The organism is Nocardiopsis sp. NPDC058631 (assembly GCF_042716955.1).
Classification (GTDB): Bacteria; Actinomycetota; Actinomycetes; order Streptosporangiales; family Streptosporangiaceae; genus Nocardiopsis.
In genome coordinates this window covers 22,763-49,064 of record NZ_JBHXQY010000024.1, presented here as the reverse complement: position 1 = coordinate 49,064, position 26,302 = coordinate 22,763, and the positions used below count along the sequence as shown (strand labels likewise).

Annotated in this window: 20 protein-coding genes; 7 read left to right on the top strand and 13 right to left on the bottom strand. The window is 71.4% G+C overall.

Annotated elements, in window-relative coordinates:
• Position 1 precedes the first annotated feature (1 nt).
• Positions 2–679, bottom strand: a complete 678-nt coding sequence (locus ACFWTE_RS10990; protein ID WP_378779153.1) for a response regulator transcription factor — start codon at positions 677–679, stop codon at positions 2–4.
• 810 nt (positions 680–1,489) lie between these two features.
• Between ACFWTE_RS10990 and ACFWTE_RS10985 the strand changes: the two genes are divergently transcribed.
• On the top strand, positions 1,490–1,687 hold the full coding sequence (locus tag ACFWTE_RS10985; RefSeq protein ID WP_378779152.1) for a DUF397 domain-containing protein: 198 nt from the start codon (positions 1,490–1,492) through the stop codon (positions 1,685–1,687).
• A gap of 37 nt (positions 1,688–1,724) precedes the next feature.
• On the opposite strand, the gene fxsT is transcribed toward ACFWTE_RS10985, so the two are convergent.
• The 6 genes from fxsT to ACFWTE_RS10955 all read right to left on the bottom strand — a co-directional run bounded on the left by fxsT (position 1,725) and on the right by ACFWTE_RS10955 (position 11,307).
• On the bottom strand, positions 1,725–6,236 hold the full coding sequence (gene fxsT / locus ACFWTE_RS10980) for an FxSxx-COOH system tetratricopeptide repeat protein (RefSeq protein ID WP_378779151.1): 4,512 nt from the start codon (positions 6,234–6,236) through the stop codon (positions 1,725–1,727).
• Complete coding sequence (locus tag ACFWTE_RS10975) at positions 6,233–7,426, bottom strand: AAA family ATPase (protein WP_378779150.1); 1,194 nt, start codon at positions 7,424–7,426, stop codon at positions 6,233–6,235. Before ACFWTE_RS10975 ends, fxsT begins: the two co-directional genes overlap by 4 nt.
• A 21-nt stretch (positions 7,427–7,447) precedes the next feature.
• Positions 7,448–9,007: a hypothetical protein gene (locus ACFWTE_RS10970; RefSeq protein WP_378779149.1), complete on the bottom strand. Its 1,560-nt coding sequence runs from the start codon at positions 9,005–9,007 to the stop codon at positions 7,448–7,450.
• Positions 9,004–9,924, bottom strand: a complete 921-nt coding sequence (locus ACFWTE_RS10965; protein WP_378779148.1) for a trypsin-like serine peptidase — start codon at positions 9,922–9,924, stop codon at positions 9,004–9,006. The genes ACFWTE_RS10970 and ACFWTE_RS10965 overlap by 4 nt, the downstream gene beginning before the upstream one ends.
• A gap of 246 nt (positions 9,925–10,170) precedes the next feature.
• A complete protein-coding gene (locus ACFWTE_RS10960) occupies positions 10,171–10,614 on the bottom strand; it encodes a DoxX family protein (RefSeq protein WP_378779147.1) in 444 nt (147 codons plus the stop codon).
• Positions 10,615–10,800: 186 nt separating this feature from the next.
• Positions 10,801–11,307 (bottom strand): MarR family winged helix-turn-helix transcriptional regulator, encoded by a 507-nt coding sequence (locus tag ACFWTE_RS10955; protein ID WP_378779146.1) that lies wholly within the window; start codon positions 11,305–11,307, stop codon positions 10,801–10,803.
• A gap of 81 nt (positions 11,308–11,388) precedes the next feature.
• Between ACFWTE_RS10955 and ACFWTE_RS10950 the strand changes: the two genes are divergently transcribed.
• From ACFWTE_RS10950 to ACFWTE_RS10930, 5 genes are all read left to right on the top strand, one after another.
• Entirely contained in the window at positions 11,389–12,177 is a 789-nt protein-coding gene (locus ACFWTE_RS10950) for a dioxygenase (protein ID WP_378779145.1), read from the top strand.
• Between the two features lie 153 nt (positions 12,178–12,330).
• Entirely contained in the window at positions 12,331–12,900 is a 570-nt protein-coding gene (locus ACFWTE_RS10945) for an NADAR family protein (RefSeq protein WP_378779144.1), read from the top strand.
• A gap of 100 nt (positions 12,901–13,000) precedes the next feature.
• On the top strand, positions 13,001–13,750 hold the full coding sequence (locus ACFWTE_RS10940) for an SDR family oxidoreductase (protein WP_378779143.1): 750 nt from the start codon (positions 13,001–13,003) through the stop codon (positions 13,748–13,750).
• Positions 13,751–14,260: 510 nt separating this feature from the next.
• On the top strand, positions 14,261–14,503 hold the full coding sequence (locus ACFWTE_RS10935; protein ID WP_378779142.1) for a hypothetical protein: 243 nt from the start codon (positions 14,261–14,263) through the stop codon (positions 14,501–14,503).
• A gap of 223 nt (positions 14,504–14,726) precedes the next feature.
• Positions 14,727–16,100: a hypothetical protein gene (locus tag ACFWTE_RS10930; RefSeq protein WP_378779141.1), complete on the top strand. Its 1,374-nt coding sequence runs from the start codon at positions 14,727–14,729 to the stop codon at positions 16,098–16,100.
• Between the two features lie 88 nt (positions 16,101–16,188).
• Here the strand turns inward: ACFWTE_RS10930 and ACFWTE_RS10925 are convergent, their stop codons facing one another.
• From ACFWTE_RS10925 to ACFWTE_RS10905, 5 genes are all read right to left on the bottom strand, one after another.
• Positions 16,189–18,048 (bottom strand): discoidin domain-containing protein, encoded by a 1,860-nt coding sequence (locus ACFWTE_RS10925; RefSeq protein ID WP_378779140.1) that lies wholly within the window; start codon positions 18,046–18,048, stop codon positions 16,189–16,191.
• Between the two features lie 127 nt (positions 18,049–18,175).
• Positions 18,176–19,102, bottom strand: a complete 927-nt coding sequence (locus ACFWTE_RS10920; RefSeq protein ID WP_378779139.1) for a carbohydrate ABC transporter permease — start codon at positions 19,100–19,102, stop codon at positions 18,176–18,178.
• Positions 19,099–20,073: a carbohydrate ABC transporter permease gene (locus tag ACFWTE_RS10915; RefSeq protein ID WP_378779138.1), complete on the bottom strand. Its 975-nt coding sequence runs from the start codon at positions 20,071–20,073 to the stop codon at positions 19,099–19,101. The genes ACFWTE_RS10920 and ACFWTE_RS10915 overlap by 4 nt, the downstream gene beginning before the upstream one ends.
• A complete protein-coding gene (locus tag ACFWTE_RS10910; protein ID WP_378779137.1) occupies positions 20,070–21,458 on the bottom strand; it encodes an ABC transporter substrate-binding protein in 1,389 nt (462 codons plus the stop codon). The genes ACFWTE_RS10915 and ACFWTE_RS10910 overlap by 4 nt, the downstream gene beginning before the upstream one ends.
• The gene (locus ACFWTE_RS10905; RefSeq protein ID WP_378779136.1) at positions 21,455–23,962 is read right to left on the bottom strand and encodes a beta-glucosidase; all 2,508 of its coding nucleotides are present in this window, start codon (positions 23,960–23,962) and stop codon (positions 21,455–21,457) included. Before ACFWTE_RS10905 ends, ACFWTE_RS10910 begins: the two co-directional genes overlap by 4 nt.
• Before the next feature lie 214 nt (positions 23,963–24,176).
• Between ACFWTE_RS10905 and ACFWTE_RS10900 the strand changes: the two genes are divergently transcribed.
• Entirely contained in the window at positions 24,177–24,827 is a 651-nt protein-coding gene (locus tag ACFWTE_RS10900; RefSeq protein WP_378779135.1) for a TetR/AcrR family transcriptional regulator, read from the top strand.
• A 90-nt stretch (positions 24,828–24,917) separates the two neighbouring features.
• On the opposite strand, the gene ACFWTE_RS10895 is transcribed toward ACFWTE_RS10900, so the two are convergent.
• On the bottom strand, positions 24,918–26,216 hold the full coding sequence (locus ACFWTE_RS10895; protein WP_378779134.1) for an Ig-like domain-containing protein: 1,299 nt from the start codon (positions 26,214–26,216) through the stop codon (positions 24,918–24,920).
• Positions 26,217–26,302: the final 86 nt, after the last annotated feature.

Below are 26,302 nucleotides of genomic sequence, written 5' to 3'. Positions count from 1 at the left end.
GTCAGGCCCCGTCGAGGAGGTAGCCGACACCGCGCACGGTGCGGATGCGCACGGCACGGCCGACCTTGGCGCGCAGCGAGGCGATGTGCGTGTCGAGGGTCCTGGAGGAGGTCTCCCAGGCCTCGCCCCACACCTGGTCGAGGATCTGGTCGCGGGCCACGACAGCCGGGGAGCGGAAGGCCAGCAGGGAGAGCAGGTCGAACTCCTTGCGGGTCAGCTGGAGCTCCCGGCCGCCGGCCCGCGCCTCGCGGGAGTCGGGGTCGATGGTGAGCGCGCCGACCGTGAGCGGGGGTTCGGCCGGGGCGGCCTCGGCCCGCGCGGGGCGGGTGCGCCGGAGGACGGCGTCGATGCGGGCGAGGAGTTCGGCGACGCCGAAGGGCTTGACCACGTAGTCGTCGGCCCCGGCGCGCAGCCCGCGCACCCGGTCGCGTTCCTCGCCCCGCGCGGTGACGGCGATGATGGCGGTCCGGGGCCGCTCCCGGAGCTTGCGCAGCAGGTCGATGCCGTCGGCATCGGGGAGACCGAGGTCGAGCAGGACCACGTCGGCGGCCGGGGCGGTGAGCGCGCGCTCGGCGGTGGCGACCCGCTGCACGTCGAAGGACGCCGCCCGCAGGGCGGTCACCAGGCCGCGGGCGACCCGGTCGTCGTCCTCCACCACGAGAATGCGCATGTCCAGCATGGTAGGCAGTGTTGCGGGCCGCCGCGGACGGCGGCGCCCGGGCAGGTGCCCCCGCGACTTCCGTGGGGGAAGGAGCGGATCGGCCCTCCATGGCCATCACCGTTAACACAATGGTGGGTTTTGCACCGATTTGCACCATCCTCCTCCCGCACTGCCGGGCCGACTCGGGAGAAGGAAAAGCCCTTCGCCTCCCTGGAGAAGTGGAAACCGGCCCCGGCCGGGCGCGTCCACAATGGATTACCTGCGGGAACCCCCCTAGGGCCTACTTCGCGAAGTTCTCCCTATAGGCCGCGGCACACCCATCCGCTTTCCACCGGTCAAGGCCTTCGCCATCGCCGACCCGAAGCTCCCGGCTCTTTCACGTCCGACATCACTTTGAGACCGCGGGGATCTGATCTTTTCCGGACAGGTCCACCTAAAACGCTTTACCGACCGACACGGGCCCACCTCCGATGACGCCGGGGCCCCAGGGACGCCGGGGAACACCGAACCCGCACCGAACAGGACACTTCGTAAATCTCTTCACAGTTCCTGTCGGCCGCGTTCGCCCCGGGGAACGGGAAACGTTCTGTAGGCATCGTTTTATGAACAGTCCGAGGATGGATGCATCCGGACAACATGATCACTACCCCAGTGGGCATGTACAAGTCGGCTCGAAAGTCAGCAGAATATATGGGAGAGCCGAAGTCGGACCCGACCCAACTGACAGGACCGCGCGGGAAACAGGAGCGACCAATGGTGGGACCGGAAGAATCGAGGCCGCCGCGTGCATAGAAACGACCAGGAAAGACGAGCCGGACGGGTGCTCTCGTGAGGGGGTTGGGACGGGAGCCCGGGCAGTGGCGCACGTCGAGCCGCAGCGGCGGAGTGAACAACTCGTGCGTCGAGGCTGTCCTGCGCGCCCCCGACGCCGTCGGGGTCCGCGACTCCACACACCGTGACCGCACGGAGCTCTCGCTGCCCGCGCACCAGTGGGTCACGCTGCTCCGGCTCGTGGACCGCGCCTGACCGGGCGTGGTCCGGGGTGGCCCCCGGACCACCGCGGTCACATCTGGGCGAGGTAGATGTCCGCGTCGCCGCGCACGCTCTTGCGGATGCTCAGCGTCGCGGGATGGTCGGCGCCCATGGCCTCCCGGTACTGGTCCTCCACCTCGATGAACTCCGGATCGACGTCCTCACCCTGGGCCCTGCGGTCCACGAGCAGGTTGCGGCGGGCCAGGAGGGTCAGCGGGTGCCTCGGGCCCAGCTCCCTGGTACACCCCGCCAGCGCCTCCTCGTCGAGTTCCCTGGCCCCCACCACGTCCCCCGTGAGGAAGTGGTCGTTGGCCAGGTTGACCAGGCACGAGAGGGCACTGGGGTGGTGGCCGCCGATCCTCTCCCGAAACAGCACCAGGGCACGCTCGTCCAACTCGCGCGCCTCGGCGACCCTGCCCAGGCGGCGCAGGATGATCGCCTGGTTGATGTTCGCGGCTCCCACGTACGGGTGCTGGTCGCCCAGGAGCTTGACGTAGCGCTCACCGGTCGTCTGCGCCAGCTCCAGGGCCTCGTCGTGCTGGTCGACCGCGCTCAGGGACATCGAGTGCACGAGTGCCGCGTACATGGTGTCGTTGCTGTCCGCGCCCTGTTTGATCCGGAAGCGCTGCCATGCCTTCTCGGAGAGGGCGAAGGCCTCCCGGTGGCGGCCGATCCGCCGCCGCATGACGGCGAGCGTCCGCACGTTGCTCAGGACCCCCGGGTCGTCCTCGTCGAGCAGGTTGGTGACCCGTTCGACCTGGTTGGTCTGGATCGCCTCCGCCTCCTGGTACAGGCCCCGCTCCATCAGGGCCTCCGCGTACCCGTTGTTGGTACCGAGGGTGCGCCCGTGGTCGGGGCCGAAGACGATCTCCAGCCGGGTCAGGGTGTCGCGGTACTGCTCGGCCGATGCCGCAGGGTCACCGCTGAGCAGCAGGTTGAAGGCCCGGAAGTGGGCCGTGAGCAGCGTGTGGGGGTCCTCCTCGCCGAACAGGCGCACCCGGCGGTGGTAGGCGTCGGCGGCGGCGGTGAGCGAGTCCCGGAACCGGCCGACGAACCGCAGGCTGCGGATGTGCTCGATCTCCGCCTCCAGGGTCTCCGGGTCCTCCGGGTTCTGCAGCTCGCGCAGCGTGGCCAGGGTGGACTCCCCCAGCTGCAGGGCCTCCGCCAGATGGCCCTGTCCGCGCATCGCCACGGCGACCTGGACCGCCATGCTGAGGGTGGACGGGTGGTTCTCCCCCAGGTGCTCGCGCCACCACGCCCACGCGGTGTCCCCCAGGCGCCGGGCGTCGTCGAACTCCTGGCGCAGCAGGGCCATCCGGCACATCTGGACCACGACGGCACGCACCCACGGGTCCTCGCAGTCCCAGGCCTCGGCGGCCCACACGTGCGGCAGCAGGTCCGTGAAACGGCCGGCGCCGGTCGACACGTCCTGGAGGTCGCTGCGGCCCAGCAGCTGGTGGGCGCAGTGGCGCATCTCCTCCCGCTCCGCCTCGCCCATGGGCGCCTGGACTGCCCGCTGCACCAGCCGGTGCAGGGAGATCGTGTTGCGCTGGTGGTCGATGTGGGCCAGGCTGTTGCGCCCGATGTCCCGGATGGCCATGCCGAGCTTGGCCGGGTCCTCCAGCGCGGCCCGCAGCTCGGCCGGGCCCTCGATGCCCCGCGCGTGGTTGAAGAGGGCGCGGGGGATGGGCGCCGTCGCCATGAACGAGCAGAGCTGGAGCACCTGGAGCGCGGCCGGGTTGGTCGTGGCCAGCCGGTCCAGGGACACGTTCCACGCGGCGGCGACCGCCACGGGGTACGTTCCGTCCGGCCGCAGCAGCGCGAGCATCTCCTCGCTCTTGTCCGCGAACTGGCGCAGGTACTCCTCGGTCGCCATACCGCTCTCGTGCAGCCACACCGCCGCCTGGTTGAGCGCCAGCGGAAGGTCGCCCAGCTCCCGCGCCAGGGCGTCCGCCTCGTCATCGGTGAGAGTGGCGGGTCCGCGTCGTTTGAGGAGTTCGATGCTCTCCTTGCGTTCGAACTCCCGGACGGCCAGGAAGGCGTCACCCCCCGCCACCGTCCAGCTGTTGTCCCGAGAAGTGATGATCACGTGCCCCTCGCCCCCAACAGGAAGATACTGTTCCAGTTCGGTCCGAGCCTGCGCGTTGTCGTAGACGAGAAGCCAGCGTTGGAAGAGCCCGCCCTGGTGGAGTGCCGCGAGCACGTCCTCCACGACGTGACCGCTGCCCGCCCCGGCGCTGTCCAGCCTCAGGCGGGATGCCAGCACGGAGAAGCTCTCACGCAGCTGGTTGCTGTGGGCGGAGGGGATCCAGACGATCAGGTCGTATTCGGAGGCGTACCTGTGCAGGTACTCCTTCGCGAGTTCGGTCTTGCCCACCCCTGACATACCGTTCAGCGCGGTGATGACCTGGCGCTGTCCCGTGAGGAGCTGGGCCCTCAGCGAGGAGAGCAGCTCCTCGCGCCCCGTGAAGGCACTGTTCTTGCGGGGAACCTGCACCCAGACGGCACTCAGCGGGCGACCGCTGGTGGACGACCTGCCCATGTGGCCGGTGTGAATGTCGCCAGAATCGTTCATTCTGTCCCCAATTGAAGGGTTTGTAGACATGATTGGCTTTTCACCCGACCGATCAGAAAAGGGTGCGGTATTCCGTGTCTTCCTCTTATCACTCTTGCCCGTTTGCGCAGATCCGGGAACCTTCGGCAATCCTAAACCAGGGGAAGACCGGGCCCCTACCTCTGGCGCGACAGGATCGCGGGACCCGCTGTTTGCGGCCGCTTCCGCGTACTGCCTGATCGGAGCCGAATAACGGCGGACAAGAGCCGCGCTCTCCACCGCGGGGAGCATGAACCGCACCCACGGACGCGACGTCACCGTGCTCGTCGGCGAGACCACGTGCTCGCCCTTGAGCATCCTCGCGAGGTCGCCGAACCAGGGGTCCACCCGCAGCAGGCGTTCCGCCGCCAGACCGAGCATCCGGCGGATGTCGGACACCCGCCCTCCCCTGGCCAGGAGGGCCTTGCGGACGCCGTCACGGAAGTCCCACCGGACCGCCCCGTGCTCGGAGGGGTCCCTCATCCGGACGAGACCGCTGAAGAACACCTCGGTCAGCTCGGACGGCGTCGCCCTGCCCATCACGTCCTCGCACACGGCCTCCACGAGGCGCGGATCCAGCGGGACGGCCGCCAGTGCCACGGCCAGGTCGAACGCCTCGGGGGTCGCCGCCTTCTGGAAGCGGAGGACCTCCTGGGCCGCGTCGAACACCCCGTCGTCCCCGGCGTCGGGCGCATCCGACAGAACCGGTCCGGGCCGCCCGGGGAACTCCGCGGTGTGCGCCCACAGCCGTGAGCGGCCGAGGCCCATCACGAACGACGCCCAGTCGTGGAGCGCCGACGGTTTCAGCGGCAGCACCGGGACCAGCGTCCCCGCCGCGGGCTCGTCCTCCTCGGCGAGGAGGTCGGCGAGCGTCCGCTCGCGCACGTACCGGGTGTTCGGAGCACCTGCGGCGGCGGGCCAGACCATGCCCAGCTCCGTGGGGAGGGTGGCGATGGCGCCGCGGCGCCACAACCGCGGACGGAGGAGGTGCAGGATCGCCAGGGCACCGCGCCCGGCGGCTCCCGCCACCCACTTCTGGAACTCCCGGTCCCTCCAGGCTCCGCCGAGTCCGTCGGTGAGGACCAGGGTGACGTGAGCGCCGGTCGGACGGCGCCCGCCGAGCCTGCGGCGCCGCCCCTTCGCGTCCCTCAGGTCCGGCCGCCCCGTGCGCTCGGAGTCGAAGTGCAGTGCGCGCACCCTCCGGAAGACCCCGCTGTCCCCGAGGAGCCCCGCGAACTCGCCCGCCAGGCCGCGCTGGAAGAGCATGGTGACGCCCTCGTCGAGGAGGAGGGTCAGGTCCACCGCCCTCTGTTCCCGCGCCCGGAGTACGGGCACGACGGGGACGCCGGCACCCTCGTGTTCGTCCTCCGGCCAGTGGAGGCTGTCCAGCAGCGACCGGGCGTAGGCACGCGCGGTGCCCTCCGGGTCGACCTGGTCGGCCACGCCCCGCGGAGCCTTGAGATTGAACGGTGAGAGCGCCGCGACCAGGTCCTGCCGCCCCTCAAGGACCGGCTGGACGAACCGCGGGGGTTCGGTTCCCTCCCACGACCCGGTGCCCGGGGCCGACACGGTGCCCGGGGCCGGCCCGGACCTGTCCGAGGGGTCGGCGTCCGGCTGGACGTGTCCCCTCGCGGCACTCGCCCCGGCCACTCCCCGGTCGGCGGACCCGGCACCCGGGGGGCGGTCGGCGCCGCCGGGCAGGTCCGGGGCCGACTGCCACGGTGGCGGTTCCGGCCCGTGGCCGGGACCGGGGTCGGCCGGGGGTTCGCCCGGGTCCTGCCCGAGACGGTGCGTCCGCGAGGCCCGGCGCGCGCTCGCGTCACACAGGGCCGCCAGATGGATCGCGTCCGCCAGGTCGGTCGCGGTGAGCCCGAACCCCTGGTCCGGAGATCCTCCCGCGTCGCCTGTAACCCGGGGGCCTTCGCTCCCCGGTACCCGCCCCGAACTCATCCCGGGCTTTCCGTCAACCGGTGCCAGAGCAGCTCCGAGAGCTCCCGCACCTGTCCTCCCTCGGGGCCGGTCTGGTCGGGGCCGAGCGCTCCGACCAGGTGCACGGCGTTGAGCAGCTGGTCGATGGCGAGCTCGTGCCCGCTCCCACTCCTCTCCAGGAACTCGGTCACCAGGAGTCGCGCACCGGGGGGCAGGTCGCCCCTGAAGTGCCCGGCCACGGCGGCAAGCAGCTCCTGCTCGTCCGGAAGGCCCATCTCGACCGGGATGCAGCGCCGCATGAACGCGGGCGAGAGGTCGCGACCGCTGTTGCAGGTGAGCACGGTGATGGGGAAGGCCGAGCAGAGCACCTCACCGTGGGAGACCGGCACGGTGCGGCCGGGGTCGTCGGTGCCCACCTCGATCGTCGGCGCCACTCCCGACAGCCGGGCCAGTTCGGGGATCCGGTAGCCGCCGTTCTCGAACAGGTCGAGCAGGTCACCGGGCAGGTCGAAGTCGCCCAGGTCGAAGTCGTCGATCAGGAGGACGCGGGGTGTCCTCGTGGGGAGGAACGCGGTGCCCAGGGCACCCAGGGCCAGGTAGCGGCTGATCGCCTCCGCGCTGCTGCGCAGGTGGGCGTCGCCGTCGCCCGCGTAGCGCCGGTCCGGCGCCTGTCCCGTGGCCCGGCGGTGGGCGTTCTCCAGGTTGAGGTCGTGGATCTGGGTGAGCGGGTCGTAGGAGTACAGACCGTCCCGGACGGTGCTCCTGCTGGTCACGGCCCAGCGGAGCGTCCGGCCGAGGTTGAGTTCGCGGGCGATCTGGTGGGCCAGGCTGGACTTGCCCACCCCGGGCGGCCCGGTGACGAGCAGCGGCCTGCGCAGGTGAATCGCCGCGTTGACCTTGTCCAGGAGGTGCCTGCGGTGGGGGCCGAGCGGGACCGTACCGGTACGGCCGTGGAGGGGGCCGAGGTGCCGCGTGCTCTCTCCGGGGGAGGTCTCGTCCTCTTCCGGCTCGGCCGGCTCGCCGGGGGGCGCGGACGGCTCGTAGAAGGGGGACGCCGAACCGGAGTTCAACGCCCCGCCGTAGGTACGCCACTGCGGAGGCGGAGGTAACCGCGTCGCGAGGTCGAGGTGCGCGCGCGGCTGACCTGTGCCGTGGAAGACCCACCACTCCGGCACGGAGTCGGTGGGCCCGGGTTCGGCTGATGTGGTCATGGCGAGCCCTTCGAGCCTCGGTCAACGGGGGGCGGTGCGGATACTGCTGGCGGTCAGCGGCGGGGGGTCGGGGAGGACCGGCAGGGAATCGTGATAAAAGACGGCGACCTCGAAGCTTTCTTCGATGTACCCGCTATCGTCCGGCGAAACGCCCCCCGCGCGGGACTTGTGGAGCACCTGGGGGATTGCCTGGATTTTCTCTGATGACACCGTCACCTCCCGTCCCACCTGCCCCAGATTGAGCCACGGTCCGATTCCTCGGCCATTGTCGGCGGAACGCCACACCACAACCGGAATTCCGAACCTGATCGCGGACCGGACGGACTGGTGGCAGTCGTCCAGGTGGGAGGGGACCGAGAGAAGCGCGATCCTGTCGTCCGCGAGTCGGTCCTCCAGCGGTTCCCGGTAGGTCCGTCCGCTCAGCCGTTCCTTCGTCCGCGGCTCGTGCGCCGTGTCCAGGTGGAGCCCCGATCCGCACCGCAGCAGGGCCGCCCAGCGCTGGGCGAGGGCCTTCCTTCCCGCGTCGTAGTCGCGCCAGGTCGCAACCTCCAGTTCCGCCGCCCGGTAGACCACCTCCGCGCGGGCTCCCAGCGGCAGGAGGCCCGGCCCGGTGCGGGCCTCCTGCCACCGGTCGGCCTCCAGTTCCCGGAACAGGTCCAGCTCTCCGACCAGCTCCACCCGCATCCTCCCCTCGTGGAGGTCCCTGCGGTGGTCCACCTCCACGAGGCCGAGCAGGATCCCCACGTTGTCGGCGATCCTGTCCTGGGTGACGCCCCTCCGGGTGCCCGAGTCGCAGAAGTCGGCGGGGCCGCCCCGGTGCTCCCTGAGCACCGTCCAGTACCGGAGGTCGTGGCGGCCCCTCTCCTCGCCCCTCTCGACGTGGACGACCAGGCGCGCCGGTACGTCCTGCCCGGCGTCCGGACCGGGGACCCCGCCGGGTGCCTCGGGCACGGCTCCCCCGCCCCAGCCCTCCAGCAGCACCGCGCAGCGCAGCACTCCCCCCGCGCCCAGGAGCGCACAGAACTCGACGAGCGCGGACTCCCCTCCCGTGCCCGGTATCTCGGCCAGGGCCACGAACGTGTGCCACGCCGTGTCGGACGGCGTCCGGTCGATATGCCGCGATCCCCGTACGCGGTCGGCCTCCCCCCGGAAGGCTGCGGCCTCGTACCGGCCCAGTTCCTCGCGGACGACGTCGACCTGCTGCCGTGTGGCCTCCGGGATCGCCTGGCTGACCTGGATCCACTCCTCCTCCCGCACCAGGGGTTCGGCGATCAGGGAGGCCGCCCTCCAGCTCTGGCTGTCGTCCGACCAGTAGCCGATCCAGCGCATGAGGACGCCGAGGAGGCGGCTCTCCCGGCACCGGCCGACCAGCGCGTCGGTGAAGACCACCGGCACGGCGTTGCGGTTGACCCCGGAGCGGACCCGGGGGAGCTTGCCCAGCAGCAGTTCGTGGTACTCGGGGGAGGTGACGCACGTGACCGAGCACAGGGCCTTGGCCAGCCTGGCGTAGTCGGCCTCGTCCACCCGGGGTGGGACGGGGCCCTCCAGGGGCTGGTCCTCGATACCGGCCGCCCTGCTCACCCGTCGTGCCCCGTCAGGAGCGGAGCCGCCGCCTCGCGCACCCGGATCATGCCCGCGCTCCCGTCCTCCCTCTCGTCGAGGAGGTCGAGGACGGCCCCGAGGAGGTGGTACTCGCCGTGGGCGAGGGAGACCAGTTGCGAGGCGAAGGCCGTCAGGTCCTGGTCCGCGCGGAGTCTGCGGCGCAGCCGCGGGTCGAGCGCGGTGTAGAGGTCGAACCTCAGGTCGGGGGAGAGGAGGGTGCGCAGGTCGGTCATGGCACGGGCGGTCAGCGCGACCGCGGTCCCGGTGTCGGTCCCGGCCCCCCGGTCGGTCCCGACCCCCCACACCCGGGGAACGCCGTCCATCGGAATCATCCAGCCCGCCCTGCCGTTCGCAGCCGCCTCGCAGACGATGCCCAAGAGGCCGTCGTTCCTCTCCTCTCGGACACCACTGCCGCTGAAGCCCGGCAGGACGGTGAAGCCGGTGACGGAGTCGACGTCGATCTGCGTGTAGTCGAAACGGCTGCCGCTGTCGCCGGTGATCCGTCCGGTCACCCAACGTCCGGTCTCGGCGTTGGGGAAGCCCAGGACCCTGACGCGGTCCCCGACACGGTGGCGGGTGACGGTGGCGGGCGGCCCGGGGGCGGTGCGGTCGAGGCGCAGCACGGCCGCGTCCCAGGGTGCGGAACCCTCCCACCACCACCCGTCGGCGAGGACGGTGCCGGCGGACTCCCAACCAGGGAGCCCGCGCGGCGCGTCCAGGCGCACGGTGCTGCCGGGGCCCGCGGTCGGCCCGACGGCCTCGATGACGACGTGGGCACAGGTGAGGACGTACTCCGGCGCCACCAGTACCGCCGCTCCGTGGAGGACGGTACCGTCCCGGTCGGTGACGCGGAGCTGCCAGTCAGGGGTGTTCGGTCGAGTGGCCAGAGGGGACACGGTACTCCCGTTCGGCACAGGGGGTCAGGAGACGGGGGACGGACCCGGTGACGCGACCCCGCTGTCAACGTGGATTATCTTTACCGATGATTCTACCAATCGACCCCAAAACACCATGAGCGTCGAACAGAAACACGGGAAGTGCGAAATTACGTCGGTTTTGTGAAAGGAGTTAAGTAAGTTAAAAGTGTGATTTCCTGGCGGCCGGGCCGCCCGCCTCCGGCAGCGGGCGACCGGGCACCCCTGTCAGGAGGCCGGTAGTGGTTCCGGGGTCCGCCGGCGTGAGGCGCGGCCCCACGGCATGACACGGTCCAGGGAGTAGCGCCCGCCGGAGAAGCCGAGGGCGACGGCGGTGACGGCGAGGACCACCAGGTACTCGTAACCGCCGATGAAGGCGTCACCGAGGTGGGCGAAATAGTAGGCGCCGGCCATCATGAAGGCCAGGAGGAGTCCGGCGAGGGGCAGGGCGAATCCGACGACGAGCGCCAGACCCGCGCCCACCTCGATGCTCGCGCCGAGAAGGGCCGAGAACTGGGGAAAGGGAATTCCCATGGAGGCGAATCCCTGGGCGGTGCCTTCGATGTTGGTCGCCTTCGGCCAACCGTGGGCGATGAAAACGATGCCGACGACCACTCTCGCGAGGAGCGAGGTGGTGTCGCTCAATCTTGACACGACTGATTTCTCGGTCATGGGTGATTCCTGTTCTGTGAGCGGGTATCCCAGGGGGACCGCAGCCCCATCCCAACACTTGAGACTGCAACCTTTTCCTGGGAAGCAAGATGATAATACGCATCCGCCCGAACACATAGAGTGTCGCCCTGTTGTTTTTCCCCCGTCTGCCGTCGACCCCGCTCAGGGCGTGTACCAGAACCCCGCTCAGTCCCGGACCCCCGCACCCTCCGGGCCCGCGTACCGTGACTCCTGCCCGTCGGGGTCCAACTCGCCGAGCATCACCTCGGAGATCTCGCGCAACTGGTCGACCTGCTCCTCCGTCAGGGAGTCGAACAGCACCCGGCGCACCTCGTGCACGTGGCCAGGCGCCGCTTCCCGGAGCGTCCTGAGCCCGCGCGGCGTGAGCTCCGCGATCGTGGTGCGCCTGTCCCCCGGCCGTTTGAACCGGTGGATCAGGCCGTCCTCCTCCAGCCTGGCCGCAGCGTGCGAGAGGCGGCTCGGCGAGGATCGCAGCATCCGGGCCAGTTCGGTCATCGTCAGCGCGCCACCGGGCGCCTCGGACAGGGCCACCAGGGCCTGGTAGTAGGCGTGGGGAAGCCCGGAGTCCCTCCTGAGCTGCCGGTCCAGCGACCCCTCCAACAGGTGGACGGCGGCCAGGAAGGTCCGCCAGGTCCGCTGTTCGCCCTCGTCGAGCCACCGCGTGTCAGCCATCGGGCCCGTGCCCCCCGGAATACTTGAGAGTTCAATTGTGTTCTGGTCAAAATCCGATCTCCCAGTCACAGGAGGACCTCCATGGCACCGCGTCCGACACGCATGCCGACCCTGTACCTCAGCCATGGGGCGCCACCGCTGGCCGACGACACCCGGTGGACCCGGGAGCTGGCGGACTGGTCTGGTGGCCTCGCCCGGCCGAGCGCGATCCTCATCGTCTCGGCGCACTGGGAGGACGCTCCGCTCACCGTAGGCGCGACGACGGACGGAGCCCCTCTGACCTACGACTTCTGGGGCTTCCCGCAACGCTACTACGGAGTCACCTATCCCGCCCCGGGAGCGCCGGCCCTCGCTGGAAGGGTCCGCGACCTCGTCACCGGTCCGGGCCAGACCCTGTACCAGGACCCGCATCGCGGGCTCGACCACGGTGCCTACGTGCCCCTCCGGGAGATGTACCCCGACGCGGACATCCCGGTCCTCCAGGTGTCCATGCCGACCCTCGACCCGGCCCGGCTCCTCGCCATGGGGCGCCGCCTCGCTCTGCTCCGCGACGAGGGCGTCCTCATCGTCGGCAGCGGGTTCACGACGCACAACCTGCGGGAGATGTCCCCGCAGGCACACGGGGAGGCGCCCTCCTGGTCGGTGGAGTTCGACGACTGGGTGAACCGCGCCGTGGCCGACCACGACGTGGACGCCCTGCTCGACTTCGGTCGCAAGGCCCCCGCCGCCGAGATCGCCCACCCGCGCAGCGACCACTTCGCGCCGCTGTTCGTCGCCCTGGGCGCGGGCCTGGACGACCACCGCAGCTCGCGGTCCGCGGTGGACGGCTTCTGGCACGGCATGGCCAAGCGCTCCTTCCAGTTCGACTGACGGCGTGCCCGAACCTCCCCCGCGCTCCGGCCCGGATTGCGGGAGGGCTGCGGGCGCCCGCACACCCCGGGACCCGGGGGTCCCCCGGGTCCCGGAGAAGCACCGGGAAATCCGCAGGCCGAACGTCGGTGCCCCCTGCCACACTTGCCGGTCATGACCGACATACACGACCCCGCGGACGCCCGGTCGGTGAGCGACCTCCTCGCCTCGACCCAGCGGGCCAAGTACCTGTGCTTCTGGGGCCACCGGCCGCCGGCCGCCGGAGGTGTCTCGGCGAGCTGCCTGTCCCAGTGGTGGCCCGCCGACTTCACGGTGGACGGAGTCGCCTACCGGACCGCCGAGCACTACATGATGGCCGGGAAGGCACGCCTGTTCGGCGACACCGAGGCGGAGTCCCGGATCGTCGCGGCGGCCCACCCGCGCGACGCCAAGGTGATCGGCCGCGAGGTCCGCGGCTTCGACCAGGAGGTCTGGGAGGCGACCCGGTTCGACATCGTGGTCGAGGGCAGCGTGGCCAAGTTCGGGCAGAACGGGGACCTCGGGGCGTACCTGCTCGGCACCGGATCCCGCGTGCTGGTGGAGGCGAGCCCGCGTGACCGCGTGTGGGGCATCGGCATGGGCGCCCTGCACGACCACGCCGAGCAGCCGGCGCACTGGCGTGGGCTCAACCTGCTGGGATTCGCGCTCATGGAGGCCCGTTCACGACTGGCCGCGACCGCCTAGAGCACGCTTCCGGGAACTCCCGCGGCAGCGCCCGGCGAGGCAGAATGCCGTGTCCGATTCCTGCCGGACTTCCCCAGCCCGAACCGGCATCATCGAACTCATGAACGAAAATCTGAGCACACAGGACAGGGTCGCGCTCGTCACCGGTGGCAGCCGTGGCATCGGTGCCGCGATCGTGCTGCGACTGGCCGAGACCGGGCACGATGTGGTCCTCACCTACGAACGGGACGAGAAGGCGGCCGACAGGGTGGTCGAGGCGGTCGGGAGGACCGGGCGGCGCGCCCTCGCCGTACGCGCCGACAGTGCCGACCCCGACGCGGTCGCCTGGGCGGTCGAGCACACGGCGGAGGCCTTCGGGCGACTGGACGTCCTGGTCAACAACGCGGCGCTCTTCCCCTTCGGCCCCCACGACGCCGCCTCGGTCGAAGAGATCGACCGCGTCCTGGCCGTGAACGTCCGTGCGCCCTTCCTGGCGGCGCGGTCGGCGCTGCGCCACATGGGCGAGGACGGGCGCGTCATCACCGTGGGCAGCAACGTGGCCGAACGGATCCCCTTCGGAGGGCTGACCCTGTACGCCATCAGCAAGTCCGCGCTGGCCGGGATGACCCGGGGCCTGGCCCGCGACCTCGGGCCACGCGGCATCAGCGTGATCCAGGTCAACCCCGGCCCCATCGACACCGACGCCAACCCCGCCGACGGCCCGAACGCCGACGGCATCCGCTCACTGGTGCCGCTCGGCCGTTTCGGCCGGCCCGAGGAGGTCGCCGAGACGGTCGCCCACCTGGCGGGGCCGGGCGGACGGTTCGTCACCGGCACGGTGATCAGCGTGGACGGGGGTATCAGCGCCTGACGCGGACCGGGGCCCGCCCCGGCGGGTCGGGCCCCGGAACCGCCGTCCCACAGAGGCCTCGTCGACCAGTCCCCCTGTCGGATCCCGCCGATCGCGGTGCGCGATCCCCGTCCCTGGTCGCCATTACTTCCCTCAGGTCACGACGATCACACGAATCACAGGGGTACCAGGCGTTATGTTCTGCTGTTTCCGAATCTGATGCTGCGATCACCCACGGATCACCCGGATTTCACCACCCGTCACCCTGGTTTCGGCCATCCTCGGCGCCTGGAGGAGTAGAGTCCCAGTACACGGACGGCACGGTGCCCCGGCACCCGCACCCGTTCCCCGGAGCACTCCGGGTCTCGGCATTCTCGCCGCCACCCTTCAGGCACACCCCCGCGGCCGACCACTCGCGTCCCGCCGCACGCCCCGGGAAACAGATCCCCCTGCCGCCACCAGGCGCGGCACGCGCGTTCCGGGAACGCACCGTTCTTCCTTCCAGGACGAACCAGACCCCAGGGACTTCCCATGGCCTACTACCGCATCCAGTTGAGCAACGGCTCCTCCCACACCCTCCAGGCGGTGCGCATGCGGACCGACGCACGCAGCCTCTACCTGGAGGAGCGCGCGGCGGGCGCGTGGAACGAGGTGTTCGCGAACCCCCTCACGGACGTGGAGCGGGTCCAGCGCCGCTTCACCGAGAACGACGGCACGTGGACCTGGCTGAACGAGCACCTGCCCGCACCCGTCGGCGGTGTCCGGGCCTGGTGACGCACCCGACCCGGGGCCGCGCCCGGTTCGGCGGGCGCCGTGGCGCCTCCGAGCCGGGCGCGGCCCGCTACCGGGGCGGCGCCCCGTAGGACCCTCGACTCCGCGGCCCCCCGGCACCGCGCGACGCGGTGTGGCGAACCCCCCGGCCCCTCCCTCCACGAGCGCCCAGTACGCCCCGGAAGGCCTGTGTAGTCTCGGTTGGGGCACAGTGAGGGAGACAGCGATGGACGGTCAGACCGGCTTCGGCGGAATCCGTCGGACCGCGCACCCCGCGATCCCTCACCGGGCGCCGGACGGCCCTTCGCGCGACCGGACCCGCGGACGGCGCGGCTCACGGCACCGGTCTCCGCTCACCGGCTCCCTGTCCACCGCCGTACTGCTCCCCCTCCTGCCGGCCGTGCTCCTCCTCGCCGTCACCTCGGTGGCGGCCACCTCCCACGCTCTCCTCCTCCCGGATGAGAGCGGGGACGCCTCTCCTCTCGGCTCCGCCCTGGCGCAACCGTCCCAGGGCCTCGCGGTCCTCGCCGGCCTCGTCCTGGCCTCCTTCCTGGTCGGCCTTCCGGTCTCCGTGCACGCGGGGCTGCTCGTCGGGGGCGGCGCCCTGCTCGGCAGGAGCGTCGGCGTGCGGGCGGCCTGGCGGCGGGCCGTGCGCCGCGTGCCCACGACCCTCACCCTGCTCCTCCCGCCGACGGCGACGGTCGGCGGACTGGTCTGGGGCCTGCCCCGGATCGCCGCGGAGGGCGTGTGGTCAGTACCGGCCGCCGCCGTGGCGGTGGCGCTCGCCGTGTCCCCCCTCCTGCTGCTCGCCCTCCCCCTCGGCGTCCTGGCCGACCTGGGCCCTGGCCGGGCCCTGGCCGAGGCCTGGCGGACCGTCCGCGACCGGAGCGCCGCCCGTCTGGCCGCGCCGGTGCGCGCCGCCCTTCCCAGCTCCGCTTCCGGCGACTCCCACGGGGTCCCTGCCGTGGTGCCCGCCCTGGTCTGCGTGCTGGCGCTCCTTCCGCTCGCGGTCCCCGGGCTCCTCCGGCCCGCCCCCGCGGATCCTCCGTCCGTCCCCGCGGCCGCCCTCACGGCGTCGGCGGAGAGCCGGACGACGGTGCAGATCGAGGACGCGGACGGCACCGCCCACCTGTTCGAGGTCGGCCCCGAAGGGCTGACCGAGGCCGGCTGCGGGCCGGAGTGCGTCACCGGCCCCGCCGAGCCGGACCGCGGCGCACACGTCGACGCGGACGGGTCGCACGCCCGGGTCGGCGGCCAGGTCGTGGCCGCCCGCTGGCGCACGGATCCCGACCACGGGTCCTCCACGCTCTACCTGCGCGTGTGCGATGCCGACAGCGTGTGCTCCGACGAGGCGGGGGCGCCGGTCGACTCACGCGTGGAGGTGCTCCGGAGCGGGAGCACGAGGGTGTTCGGCTGCACCGGCCCCTGCGCGGTGGAGGACGGGCGGAAGACCACCGACGCGCAGCGGCCGGACACCGTGGCGGGCCTCCCCTCGAAACCTGCCGGGGCCGTCACCGTCGAGGTCAGCGGACCGGAAACCCTGCGCCTGATCATGCTGTCCTGTGAGCCCTCCGGAGCCGACTGCGGCGCGGAGGTCTGAGGCCCGGCCCCGCCGGTCGGCGCCGCACCGGGGGAGGCGGCCCGGCGGAGACCGTCCGCCGCGCCGCCTCCTGCGAGGGCCGCCCGGGTCAGCCGAGCTGCTCCACGCGCACCCAGTCGATCTCCGCGCGGATCTCCCCGGCGGCGACACGGTCCACGCTGGACCGGGGCAGACCCCAGTACGGCTCGGTCACCCCGTTGTGGCCCGCCGGGTAGGCGCCGCCCAGAGCGAGGTTGAGGATCACGTAGTGGTCGTGGTCGAACACCCACTGGCCCCGGGTGGACTCCAGCTTCTGCCGGGTGGTCTCCTGCACCATCACGCCGTCGACGTGGAAGCGGATCGCCTCCGGTGTCCACTCCACCGAGTACTCGTGCCAGCCACCCGCGCCGCCCCCGGCCGGGTACTCGTGGCTCTCCCCGACGTTGCCGTCGGCCGAGTAGCCCGGTCCGTGCAGGCTGCTGCTGGACCAGTCCGCGTAGCCGATGTTCTCCATGACGTCGATCTCCCCCGAGGCGGGCCAGGAGACGGTCGGGTCGTCGACGTTGCTGCCCAGCAGCCAGAACGCGGGCCAGTAGCCCTCGCCCACGGGCAGCTTGATGTTGGCGCTCACGCGCCCGTAGGTGAAGTCGTGCCGCTCGAAGGTGTCCACGCGGCCGGAGGTGAAGTCGAAGGTCCCGGCCCCGTTCGTGACGCAGCCGTCCAGGCAGTGGTTGCCGTGCAGGACGAGGTTGCCGTCCTGGACGCGGACCGTGTCGGGCGAGTCGACGTAGGCCTGCGACTCCCCGTTCACCGGCCGCATGTTCTCGCCGGTGGTGATGACGCGCCAGTCGTCCCGGTTCAGTTCCGCTCCGTCGAAGTCGTCGAAGAGGATGGTCGAGTACTCGCCTCCGCTGCCGGTGGGCAGCTCCGGATAGGCGGCGTCGCCGCCTCCGGTACCCCACACCTCGATCTCGTAGAGCGAGTAGCCGAACTGGGCCACGTGCGGGGCCGGGTTGTGGAAGGAGCGGCGCTCCAGGCCCTGGACCCGCACGTACCGGGCGGTGACGGGCTGGTCCAGGGTGATCGCGTCGTGCAGGCCCGCGGCCGATCCCGGGGTGCCGATATCGGCCCTGCGTGCGTCCGCCTCGGCTGCCGAGGGCCGGTGCACCGTGGTCCAGGACTCCCGGTCGTCGGACACCTGCACCTCGTAGTCCACCGCGAAGGCGGACTCCCAGTGGAGGTCGACCCGGTCGATGACGGAGGGGCCGCCGAGGTCGACGCCGACGTACCGGTCCTCCATCCAGTCGGTGGCCCAGCGGCTGACGTCGCCGGTCAGCCCGTCGGGTACGCCGCCGTCGGTGACGAACGCCGGCGAGTTGCCCGCGTGCTGGTAGACGTCGCCGAAGGCGGGCTTGTACAGGGCCAGGTTGGTGCGCTCCTGCGAGCGGCCGGTCTGTTCGCCGCCGAGGACCCGGAACGAGGACACCGCGTAGGTGCCGGACGCCGACTCGATCCCGCGCAGACGCACGTAGCGGCCCACGACCTCTTGCGGGTAGGTGTGGGCGGTCAGTGCGGAGCCGGTCCCGGCGTTCTCCTCGTAGAAGGCGGTCCAGTCGGAGCCGTCGGAGGAGACCTCCAGGGCGTAGCGCTCGCCGTACCGGGCCCCGTCCCAGTCGACCTGCGCGCGCAGGACCCGGATCTCGGTACCGAGGTCGATCTGGAGCCAGGCCCCCTCGTCGGCGTCGCTGACCCAGCGGGTCGCGGCGTCTGCGTCGAAGGCTGCTCCGGCCTCCTCGACACCTCCCGCGCTGCCGGAGGAGGTCGCGGCGGCGGGGTCGGCGGCGTGGGCCTCCTGGGCCCGGTCGCCGTCCCACTCCGCGAGCGCGGTGGGGCCGTCGGACGGTTCCGCCGTCGCGGGGAGCGGATGGAGCACGGCGGCCAGGAGCAGCGCTCCCATTCCTGTTGCCACAGCTGAACGTAACCTCGGGGATCGCTTCACTGCACTTCCCTTTCTCGGGGGTGGACACGAAGGGAGGAGGGTCTGGGGCGGCGGGACCCCCGAAGGGCTCGGACGGAGGCCCCGCCGGTCTGTGGGGTCAGCCCTTGAGGGCACCGGACGTCATCCCGCCGCGCCAGAAGCGCTGGAGGACGATGATGGCGATGACCAGCGGGATGACCGACAGCATGGAGCCGGTGACGACGTTCGTGTACATCCCGATGTCACGGCCCTGGTAGGACTGCCAGGTCACGAGGCCCAGGGTGATCGGGTACAGCTCCTCGTCGGCCAGCATCACCAGGGGCAGGAAGTAGTTGTTCCAGATGCCGACCATCTGGAACAGGAACACCGTCACCAGTGCGGGGGCCATCATCCGCAGGCCCAGGGTGAAGAAGATGCGCCCCTCCCCCGCGCCCTCCAGACGGGCCGACTCGATGATCGCGTCGGGCACCGAGGCGTCGGCGTAGATCCGGCACAGGTACAGGCCGAAGGGGGAGACCAGGCCGGGCAGCAGGACGGCCCAGTAGGTGTTGGCGAGCCCGATCTGGCTGAACAGCAGGTACAGGGGCAGCGCGGTGGCCGCGGCCGGGACCAGGACCCCGCCGAGCACGAGCCCGAAGACCAGTTCGCGGCCCCGGAACCTGTACTTGGCCAGGGCGTACCCGGCCGCCGCGGCCAGCAGGGTGGCCAGCAGCGCGCCGAACACCGAGTAGAGGAGGCTGTTGAGCGTCCAGCGCCAGAAGATCCCGTTGTTGGTGGCGAACACCTCGGCGATGTTCCCGAACAGCGCGAACTCGCTGCCGAAGGCCAGGCCGAACGAGTTGAACAGATCCGACGTGGTCTTGGTGGACGCGACGAACACCCACACCACGGGCACCAGGAAGTACGCCGTGAAGAGGGCGAGGATGCCGGTGACCAGGATCTTGGAGCGCAGCGGGGCACCGGTGGCGGTCCCCCTGCCGTCGCGGCGCGCGGGCCGCGCTCCGCGGGGGGCGGTCGGCCCGGTGGTGTTTCCGGTCGTGGTCATCGCTGCCGGTCCTTCCTGTTGACCAGCCAGAGGAATCCGAACGAGAGCACGAACGCGGTCAGCGCCACGATGACCGACTGCGCGGCCGCCACGTTGTAGTCGTTGTCGGTGAAGGCGGAGTTGAACGCCGCCATGTTGGGCGTGTAGGCCGTGTCGATGTTGACGGTGAAGCCCTTGATGATCAGGGGTTCGGCGAAGAGCTGGAGGGTCCCGATGATGGAGAAGATCGCCGTCAGCACCAGGGCGGGGCGGATGAGGGGGATCTGGATCAGCCAGGCGGTCTGGAGGGGGCCCGCGCCGTCGATGCGCGCCGCCTCGTACAGCTCGTCGGGGATGGTCTTGAGCTGCGCGACCAGGATCAGCATGTTGTAGCCGATGAACAGCCACGTGATGATGTTGGCGATCGACCACAGGACCGTGTCGGGACCGAGCAGGTCCAGCTCCAGGCCCACCAAGCCGGCCACGTCGACGATCGGGGACAGGCCCGGGGTGTACAGGAACCCCCAGAGGAGCGACGCCACGACACCGGGGACTCCGTAGGGCATGAAGAACGCGGCGCGGAAGAAGCCGGGCCACTTCGCCGAGGCCGACTCCAGCAGCAGGGCCAGGGCCAGCGCCATCCCGATCATGACCGGCACCTGGACGGCGCCGAACAGCAGCACGCGGCCGAGCGAGTCGACGAACCCGTCCTGTCCCAGGGCGCGCGCGTAGTTGCCGAACCCCGCGAAGACCGTCTCGCGCCCGTCCTCGCCGAACAGGCCGAGCCGCCGGACCCGGAGGAAGCTCTGGTAGACGGCGTACAGGATCGGCAGGAGGAAGCAGAGGACGAACAGCCCCACGAACGGGGCGAGGAAGGCCCAGGGCACGAGTGCGCCCGCCCCGGACCGCCGGCCGCGCGGCGCCGGCGCGGACGTGCGGGGCCTGGTCGGCGTACCCGGGGTGTCCGGGGTGGTGCGCGCGGTCGCGGTCATGACGCGCTCCTGACGGACAGGCCCTTGGCGCGGATGTCGCTGACGGTGTTCTCCTGCGCGGACGCCAGCGCGTCCACGAAGGACGTGTCGTCGGCGACGGCGGCGCGGAACGCGTCACCGATGTGGTTCTTGGTGGCGCTGAGGGTCGGCCCCCAGACCCAGTCGGTGGGGATGTGCTCGGTGGTCTCGGCGACGACGCCGGTGTAGTTCTGGTCGGAGAAGAAGGGGTCGGGGCCCTGGTTGCGGACCGATCCGTCGTTGAGCTCCTCGGAGGCGGCCCATCCGATCCCGCACTCGGTGATCATGGCGTCGACCGCGCGCTGGTCGGTACTGAGCCAGTTGGCGAACTGCACCGCCTCGTAGGGGTGCGGCGCCCCGCTGAGGACCACCGAGGACGAACCTCCCCAGGTGCCCTCCATGCGGGGCCCCTCCCCCCACTGCGGCATCCCGGCGACCCTCCAGCGGCCGGGGTTGTCGGGGTCGTTGCCCCTGATGATGGCGTCGCCCCAGCTGCCGACGGTCCAGGTGCCGATGGTGCCCTGTTGGAGCCCCTGGAACCAGCCGGTGGACCACACGGGCTGGGTGAGGTTGAGGACGCCCTCGCGGACCAGCCCCTCCCAGAACTCGGCGACCCTCACCGACGCGTCGTCCAGAAGGTTGACCGACCATTCGCCGCCCTCGGTGCTGAACCACCGGGCCCCGGCCTGCATGCACATGCCCGCGAGCCAGTCGGCGTCACCGACGGGGAAGGACTCGATGGTGGCGCCGTCCCCCGACGCGGCCACACGGCGGGCCGCCTCCGCGTACTCCTCCCAGGTGGCGGGCGCCTCGCCGACGCCCCACTCCTCGTACTTGTCGGCGCGGTAGAAGTACATCATCGGGCCGGAGTCCACCGGGATGCCGTAGTGGCCGTCGACGTAGGCCGCCTGGAGCCACTGCCACTCGTCGTAGCGGTCGGCGTGGTCGAGGGCGCCGTACCGGCCGAGGTCCTCCAGGCCGTTCTCCAGCAGGAAGGAGGGGATCTGGAAGAACTCCACCTGGGCGAGGTCGGGCTGGTTGCCCGCGACCAGCGAGTTGAACATCTTCGCGTACCCGCCGTCGAGCCCGCCGGGGATGGTGACGGCCCGGACCTGGATGTCGGGGTGCTCCGCGTTCCAGATGTCGGCGACGGCCTGGAGCGCGGGCCACCAGGTCCAGTAGGTGAGCGTGATGTTCTCGTCGGGGCCCTTGGGCGGGACGAGCGGGCGTCTCTCGGCGGGGCCGACGGTGGCGGCGCATCCGCCCAGCGCCGCGACGGAGCCGACCGCCGACGCGGTCAGGCCCGCGCGCAGCAGCCCGCGCCGGGACAGGCGTCCCGGGCCTCTGCGGGGGAGGGGAACTCTCATGCTGTTTCCTTGGGGAAAACCTGCTGTGGGGGGGTGGACTGGCGCACGTCGAGCGGGATCCGGTGCGCGACGGCGCGACTGGAGGCGCCCACCGCGAGGTGGTAGACGCCCTCCGGCGTACGCCACGAGTGGGTGGCGGGATCCCAGACCGCGAACGCTCGCGGGGGGATGTCGAGGTGGACGGTGCTCTCCGTACCGGGGGCGGCGTGCACGGGGGCGAACGCGGCCAGGGACCGTACCGGGCGGGTGGTGCCGGCGCTGTGGGCGGGGGGCTCGACGTAGACCTGGATCACATGGCGTCCCGCGCGGGGGCCGGTGTTGCCGACGGTCGCGGTGACGCGGACCGGCGCGGTGAGCAGCCCGCCCTCCTGCTCCGGAGTGGTGCCGTCCAGGGAGGCCCCGGTGATCTCCCAGTCGGTGTAGCCGAGTCCGAAACCGAAGGGCCGGTGGGGTTCCCTGCCGCCGCGGTCGTAGGCGCGGTAGCCGACGAACACGCCCTCCTCGTAGGCGAGGACCCCGTCGCTGGGACGGGTGTCCATGATCGGCACGTCGGCGTGGTCGCGGGGCAGCGTCCAGGGCAGGCGGCCGGTGGGCTCCGACCGCCCGGTCAGGGTGTCGGCGAGGGCGTGGCCGTACTCGTGGCCGCCGAACCACGACCACAGGACCGCGGGAACCTCGTCCAACCAGGGCAGGAGCACGGGGGCTCCGGCGTTGACGACGACCACGGTGCGCGGGTTCGCCGCGGCCACGCGCCGGACGAGTTCGTCCTGGCGGCCGGGGAGGGAGAGGGTCGGGCGGTCGTAGCCCTCGGACTCGACCTCGTTGTTGGTGCCGACCACCACGACCGCGACGTCGGCCCCGGCCGCGGCCCGCACTGCCTCCTCGATCTCCTCCTCGGTGGAGGGGCCGGGCGGGAGGTGGCGCAACTGGACGACGACCCCGCGGCCGAACCCGCCGAAGTCGCCGACCTCCACGTCGACCTCGACGAGCACGGGGCGGGGCCCCTCGCCCGCGCCGACCTCCACGGCGACCCGGGGGCCGTCGGGGTGGCTGTGGCGCGACTCCAGGATCTCGGCGTCGGACGCGGTGCGCCCGCCCTCGGACAGGACCGCGCCGTCCACCCGCACGGCGTGGCGGCCGACGACCCCGACCTCGACCTGGTGGGTCCCGGGTTCCGTGAGGGTGAGCTCGGCGGTGACGACGGCCCGGGTCGCGGCGGGATCAGGCACGTCGGCGTGGAAGGACGGGCCCTCGACCGGCAGGGTTCCGAGCGGGGCGCCGTCCGGGTCGTGGAGGGAGGTCTCCCACCGGGTGACGAGGTCGCGGGAGGCCACCGGCAGCAGTCGGCGGGGGTCTCCGCCACGCGTCACGGTGAGCTCGACCTCCTCCGGCAGGGCCTCGCGCAGGCCTTCGGCCGGAGTGACCAGGTACGCGGAGTTGACGTGGGCGCTGCCGCCTCCCTGGGTGTAGGCGTCCACGGCGTTGGGGCCGATGAGCGCCACCCGGCGTACACCGTTGGCGGCGAGGGGGAGCAGTCCGCCCTCGTTGCGCAGTAGCACGTGGCCGCGTGAGCCGATCTCCCGGAGGACGACGCGCTCGTCCTCGCCCTTGACGGTGCGGGAGGTGTCCTGGTCGAGTTTGCCGACCCGGGCGGCGAGGCGGAGCAGGCGGACGACCTTGTCGTCGACGGCCGACTCGGGGACCTCACCGGACCGGACCGCCTCCAGGAGGGCGTCCCCCTCGGCCCAGGGGCCTCGTGGGCCGGGCATCACCAGGTCGAGCCCGGCGTTGGCGGAGGGGGCGGCGGTGCGGGTGGCGGTCCAGTCGCTCACGACCACGCCGTCGAAGCCGAACTCCTCCTTGAGGAGCCCGGTGAGGAGGCGGTGGTGGTCGGTCATGCTGTTGGACTCGGTGCCGTCGTCCACGCCGTTGTAGGCGGCCATGACGGTCCACGCACCGGCGTCGAGGGCGGCCTCGAAGGGCGGCAGGTAGACCTCGCGGAGCGTGCGCTCGTCGATGGCGGCGCGGTAGCTGGTGCGCTCGTGCTCGGTCTCGTTGCCGATGAAGTGCTTGGGGCAGGTGCCGACGCCCTCTCCCTGGACCGCGCGGACGAACGCGGCGCCCAGCGCCCCGGTGAGGAGGGGGTCCTCCGAGAGGCACTCGAAGTGCCGGCCGCCGACGGGCGAGCGGTGGAGGTTGAGGACCGGGGCGAGGACGACGTCGACGTCCTTGCGGCGGGCCTCGGCCGCGAAGAAGCGGCCGGTGCGCTCCATCAGGTCGGTGTCCCAGGCCGCGGCGACCGCGGTGGGGCTGGGGGTGCTGGCGGAGTGGTCCTGCTGGGTGGCCTCGGTTCCGCGGACGCCCGCCGGCCCGTCGGAGACGGTGATGGGCAGGAGGCCGGTCTCCGGGTTCCCGTGTAGGACCCATCCGGTTCGCCCGGTGAGCAGGCGCACCTTGGCCTCGGTCGAGAGCCGCGCGACGCGGGCGTGAAGGTCTGGAGTCATGGGTTCCCGCTGTGCCCTTCCCGGCGGGCTCCGCGCCGCGGCGCGACGGGACCCACTCCGCACTGTGACGTACGTCTCTTGAGCGGGAACTTTACTTACTTAATGTTTATTAAGCAAGGGGAGGAACGGAAATCTCGATACCGTGGACGTCGGGGCCCCGACCCCGGCCACGGGCCCGGAGTACCCGCCGGGTACAACGAAGTGGAGAGCAGGAATGAGCGAGACCACCCCCGCACCGGACACCCGGCAGCCCGACGGTTCCGGGGCCCCGACGCCCCGGAAGCGGGTGAACCGGCGGGAGCAGATCCTGCGCACCGCCGCCGACGTCTTCGCGGCCCAGGGGTTCAACAACACCTCCCTCGCCGACATCGCGGCGATGCTCAGCATCACCCCCGCCGGGGTCCTGCACCACTTCGGCTCCAAGACCGACCTGCTCACCGCCGTCCTGGAACTGCGGGACGACGCCGACCCGGCACCCGGGGGCAGCCGGATGCTCGACCACCTGGTGACCACGGCCGAGCGCAACGCGACCCGTCCGGGGACCACCCAGCTGTACGCCGTCCTGTCCGCGGAGAGCGCCACCGACCAGCACCCCGCCCAGGAGTGGTTCCGGGACCGCTACACGGTGCTGCGCCAGGAGATCGGCGACGCCGTCCTGGACCGGCTCGACCCCGCGTACAGGGAGGCCGCGTCCACACCCGGCCCGGACGGGCACACACCGGCCGGAGCAGCCGCCGCGGCCGTCATCGCCGTGATGGACGGCCTCCAGGTGCAGTGGCTCCTGGACCCCGACGCCGTGGACATGGCCGCCGTGACCGGGCTGGTGATAGACGCCCTCGTCGCACGGCTCTCCCGGGAGGGCTGAGACCGGCCCCCCACTGCCGGGAAAAACGACGAGGGGGCGTCGGGAACCGGATGGTTCCCGACGCCCCCTCGGGCGTGGACGCGGTGGCGGCTACTGGTCGCCGTGCACGGAGCCGGGGGTACCGGAGCCGTCGGTGACCTGCGCCTCGCCGGTCACACTGCTCTCCACCCACTCGTCCCAGGACTTCTGCCAGACGCCCCAGCCGTTGTCCCACTCCTTCTCACGGTCGGTGCCCGTGGTGTCGAGGACGTCACCCATCAGGGTGTTCTCGAAGAACCACAGCGCGTCGTCCATACGCAGGTTGGTGCAGCCGTTGGAGGTGTTGGCCGAGCCGATGTTGCCGTTGTAGGCCGCCTCGTGCACGAACTCGCCGCTGCTTGAGGTGCGGACCGCGTACTGGACGTCGACCTTGTAGGAGCCGGGCGAGTCGGCGGGGATGCCGACCGTCGCCGAGTCCATCGTCAGGCTCTCGTAGCGCTCCATCAGCACGTGGGTGCCGCTGCTCGTGGTGTCGAAGTGCCGGCTGGCCTTGCCGTTGCTCACCTCGATGACGCGCTCCTCCTCGCCGTCCACGGTGATGACCATCTCGTGGTCGGGCACGTGCATGGTGGCGATGAGCTCGCGGCCGATCTCGAAGTCGATCCGGTAGTTGCGGACGCCGTAGACGCCCTCGGACGCCTCGACACCCGCGAGGCGAAGGTCCACGCTGACCTGCTGGTGCGGGTCCCAGTACTCCTCGGGGCGGAACTGCGCGGTCTTGTCGTTGACCCAGTTCCAGGCGCCCGCGATCTCCTGCTCGGAGACGACCTCCATCGAGTTCTCGACCTGCGCCTTGTTGCTCACCGGGAGGTCGAAGTTGATGACGATCGGCATCCCGACACCGACGGTGTCGCCGGAGCTCGGGTAGTTGGACTCCAGCTCCAGGCGCTGACCGGGCACCGCGTCCAGGGTCGTGAACTCCTGGACGAGCTCGGTGGCCTCACCGGTCTCGTTCTCGGCGGTAGCGGTGACGACGATCTCCGAACCGGGGCGCAGGTTCCAGTCGCTGACCCACTCGGTCTCGTCCTCGTTGAGGGTTCCGGTCATGGCGTAGAGGTCGGCGTCGTCCTCGCTCTCGCCCTCCGCCGCGGCCTCGCTGACCACGACCTGCTCCACCTGGACATCGGTGATGACGCCGTTCTCGGCGGCCACCGTGACGGGGGAGTTCGGAGCGACCTCCTCGGCGCCCTCCTCGGGCGTGATCACCAACTCGGCCGCGTCCGCGGCGTCGTCGGGGCTGTTGCCCTGTGTCTCAGCCTCACCTGACGTACAGGCCGTGGCGACGAGCGCGAGCACCGCCAGTCCGATACCGAACCGACGTGTCACCGCCGAAGGGGTCTTGCCCGTCACGTCTGGACCTCCATGTCGTACCTCGAACGCCGTGTGCCTACTGCTACTAGGACGCACTTGCGTGAAAAAGGTTCTGAAAAACCGCA